Origin of the sequence: Prevotella amnii CRIS 21A-A (assembly GCF_000177355.1) — a bacterium.
Taxonomy (GTDB): Bacteria; Bacteroidota; Bacteroidia; order Bacteroidales; family Bacteroidaceae; genus Prevotella; species Prevotella amnii.
On sequence record NZ_ADFQ01000022.1, the window covers coordinates 1 to 2,823 of the forward strand.

2 rRNA genes are annotated in these 2,823 nt (G+C 47.7%); both read left to right on the plus strand.

The features are described 5' to 3' along the window. Window positions 1-2,519 (plus strand): 23S ribosomal RNA (locus tag HMPREF9018_RS02560); the annotation flags it as partial. A 118-nt stretch (window positions 2,520-2,637) separates the two neighbouring features. Continuing rightward, window positions 2,638-2,750 (plus strand): 5S ribosomal RNA (rrf, locus tag HMPREF9018_RS02565). Window positions 2,751-2,823: the final 73 nt, after the last annotated feature.

Sequence of the window (2,823 nt, forward strand, 5' to 3'; positions counted from 1 at the left end):
CCAAGTGTAATCCTGAGTAGTGCGGAACACGTGTAATTTTGCATGAATCAGCCGGGACCATCCGGTAAGGCTAAATACTCCCATGAGACCGATAGTGAAGAAGTACTGTGAAGGAAAGGTGAAAAGCACTCCGCTGAGGAGAGTGAAAGAGTTCCTGAAACCATACGCCTACAAGCGGTCGGAGCATATATATTATGTGACGGCGTGCCTTTTGCATAATGAACCTACGAGTTACCATGTCTGGCAAGGATAAGTGTCAAGAGTCATGTATCCAAAGTGAAAGCGAGCCTGAAACGGGCGTATTAGTCAGATGGGGTAGACGCGAAACCAAGTGATCTACACTTGCCCAGGTTGAAGTTCGGGTAACACCGAATGGAGGACCGCACCAATAAGCGTTGAAAAGCTTCTGGATGAGGTGAGTGTAGGAGTGAAAGGCCAATCAAACTTGGAGATAGCTCGTACTCCCCGAAAGGCATTTAGGTGCCGCGTGCTATGATAACATAAGAGGTAGAGCGACCGATAGGTCAAGAGGGCTTCACCGCCTATTGCGACCTGACGAACTCCGAATGCTTATGTTTTGCAGTAGTGCAGTAAGGGGGCGGGTGCTAAGGTCCGTTCCCGAGAGGAGAAGAATCCAGACCGTCATCTAAGGTCCCGAAATTCTGTCTAAGTTAGTCTAACGAAGTGTGGTCCCCGTGACAGCTAGGATGTTGGCTTGGAAGCAGCCATTCATTCAAAGAGTGCGTAACAGCTCACTAGTCGAGGGTCCGTGCATGGATAATAATCGGGTATAAAGTCAGATACCGAAGGTGCGGGATAGCATATAAAAAAAGTATCGGTAGGGGAGCATTCCATCGGCTTAGAATATAGGTTGTGAGACCTGTTGGAGCTTATGGAAAAGCAAATGTAGGTATAAGTAACGATAAAAAGGGTTAGATTCCCTTTCGCCGAAAGACCGAGGTTTCCCGGGCGATGCCAATCAGCCCGGGGTTAGTCGAGTCCTAAGTCTCATCCTAATGGAGCAGGCGATGGCAGATGCGGTTAATATTCCGCAACTTGCTTAAAGAGTGACGTGGAGACGGAGTAGTGACACTGTCGCGTTCAGACGGAAAGGAACGTTTACCGCCGTATGTAATGAGAAATGCAGGCAAATCCACATTTCGAGCAGAAAGCGTAAAGTACAATATTCTCTTCGGAGGAAATTGATAGTACAGGTAATCAGACTTCCAAGAAAATCCGCTAACATAAATTTTTAAGCAACTCGTACCGCAAACGGACACACGTGGTCGGGTAGAACATACTAAGGCGTTGAGAGATTCATGGTTAAGGAACTAGGCAAATTGACCCTGTAACTTCGGGATAAAGGGTCCTCGTGTTTAAATATACGAGGCGCAGAGAATAGGTCCAGGCAACTGTTTAACAAAAACACAGGGCTGTGCTAACTCGAAAGATGATGTATACAGCCTGACACCTGCCCGGTGCTGGAAGGTTAAGAGGAGAGCTTAGAAGCAATTCGAAGGTTTGAATTGAAGCCCCAGTAAACGGCGGCCGTAACTATAACGGTCCTAAGGTAGCGAAATTCCTTGTCGGGTAAGTTCCGACCTGCACGAATGGTGTAATGATCCGGACGCTGTCTCAACCATGATCTCAGTGAAATTGTAGTATCGGTGAAGATGCCGATTACCCGCGATGGGACGAAAAGACCCCGTGAACCTTTACTATAGCTTAACATTGACCTTGGTCATCCGATGTGTAGGATAGGCCGGAGGCTTAGAAGTTTTTGCGCCAGCAGAAGTGGAGCCACCGTTGAAATACGGCCCTTTGGCTGTCTGAGGTCTAACGCGCATAGCGCGGACATTGTTTGGTGGGTAGTTTGACTGGGGTGGTCGCCTCCAAAAGCGTAACGGAGGCTTCCAAAGGTACCCTCAGGTCGATTGGTAACCGACCTCAAAGAGTGTAATGGCATAAGGGTGCTTGACTGGGAGGCAGACATGCCGAGCAGGTAGGAAACTAGGGCATAGTGATCCGGCGGATGTGTATGGAAACTCCGTCGCTCAAAGGATAAAAGGTACTCCGGGGATAACAGGCTGATCCCCCCCAAGAGCTCATATCGACGGGGTGGTTTGGCACCTCGATGTCGGCTCGTCACATCCTGGGGCTGGAGAAGGTCCCAAGGGTTGGGCTGTTCGCCCATTAAAGTGGCACGCGAGCTGGGTTCAGAACGTCGTGAGACAGTTCGGTCTCTATCTATCGTGGGCGTTGGAGTTTTGAGTGGTTCTGACACTAGTACGAGAGGACCGTGTTGGACAGACCTCCGGTTTACCAGTTGTGCCGCCAGGTGCACTGCTGGGTATCTGAGTCTGGTATGGATAAGCGCTGAAAGCATCTAAGTGCGAAGCCTTCCGCGAGATGAGAACTCCTCATAAGGGTCGTCAAAGACGATGACGTTGATAGGGTGTAGGTGTACAGACGGTGACGTCAAAGCCAAGCACTACTAATTGCCCGAAACTTTCTTCGATGCTTTTTTAGATAATATTCTATATAAGCATATAGGTTCATTCTTTGAGCTGTGTGTTTTTCTATGTTTATAAAATATATGTTCTTTACATTTTATTTTAGTCAATATGTCTACCTTATTTAGGTGGTTATTGCGACGGGGTTCCACCTCTTACCATTCCGAACAGAGAAGTTAAGCCCGTTTGCGCCGATGGTACTGCAATGCAATGTGGGAGAGTAGGAGACCGCCTTCTTTTATAATAAATAAAAGCTCTGATTACAGAAATGTAGTCAGAGCTTTTTTTATGCTCTTTATGATAATTATCT